Raw genomic sequence first — 1,027 nt, 5'->3', positions numbered from 1 at the left:
GGATTCAAACTAGAAAGTGAATCTTGGAAAATCATTTGAACGTCGTGGTTATAATCAAGGCTCTTACGGTTAGCTTTCTTCGTAATGTCTTTTCCTTGGTACATAATTGAACCGCTAGTGACTTTTTCAAGACCAACGACTGATTTACCAGTGGTTGATTTACCCGAGCCAGATTCGCCGACAAGGCCGTATGTTTCGCCGGCTTCGATGTTGAAACTAATACCGTCGACAGCTTTGACTGAATCGGTGATACGATTCCAAAATCCAGAACGGATAGGGTAGTGCACGGTTAAATCTTTAATTTCAACTAAGCTCATGCAGATGCACCCCCTTGTTCATCAGGAAACTTAAATGATTTGTAACAAGTACAACGAACTAAGTGTCCTGTTTCGACTTCATGCATAGTTGGTTCAGTTTCATGTTCGTCGTCTGACATCCAAGGAATTCTGGGTGCAAAACGGTCGCCAGTGTGAGGCATTTTTTGTAAGGAGGGAACATTTCCCCTGATGACATATAAGTCATCATTTTCTTTGTCTAGTTGAGGCATTGATCGTAATAGTGAACGAGTGTAGGGATGCTTTGGTTGATTGAAGATTTGTTCAACACTACCTTCTTCAACGATTTGGCCAGCATACATAACGGCAACTCGGTCAGCTGTTTCAGCAACAACACCTAAATCATGGGTAATTAGAATAATACCGGCATGATTTTCTTTTTGAATAGCTCGTAGGACGTCCAAAATCTGAGCTTGGATAGTTACATCCAAAGCAGTCGTTGGCTCGTCAGCGATAATTAAATCAGGTTTACAAGCAATGGCGATGGCGATGATAACACGTTGTCTCATACCACCAGATAATTCATGCGGAAATTGACGGGCTGTCCGTTGAGGATTGATAATGCCGACTTGATCAAGTAGCTCTAAAACACGTTGGTGCTTTTGTTCAGTTGAGAAGTCAGTGTGATAATCCATTACTTCACTGATTTGATCTTCAATTCTTTTTAATGGATTCAGAGCTGAAAGTGGGTC

Annotated in this window: 2 protein-coding genes; both read right to left on the bottom strand. The window is 41.5% G+C overall.

What is annotated here, in order from left to right; all coding sequences use genetic code 11:
• The coding region (locus tag FHL06_RS14250) for an ATP-binding cassette domain-containing protein (RefSeq protein WP_153387326.1) at positions 1-317 on the bottom strand (317 nt) is incomplete at its 3' end.
• A partial coding sequence (locus FHL06_RS14245; protein WP_153387324.1) for an ABC transporter ATP-binding protein occupies positions 314-1,027 on the bottom strand: 714 nt, incomplete at its 5' end. The genes FHL06_RS14250 and FHL06_RS14245, both read right to left, overlap by 4 nt.

The sequence above is a fragment of the Companilactobacillus halodurans genome, from assembly GCF_009600985.1.
Lineage (GTDB): Bacteria > Bacillota > Bacilli > Lactobacillales > Lactobacillaceae > Companilactobacillus > Companilactobacillus halodurans.
This window is presented reverse-complemented; position numbering and strand designations above follow the sequence as displayed.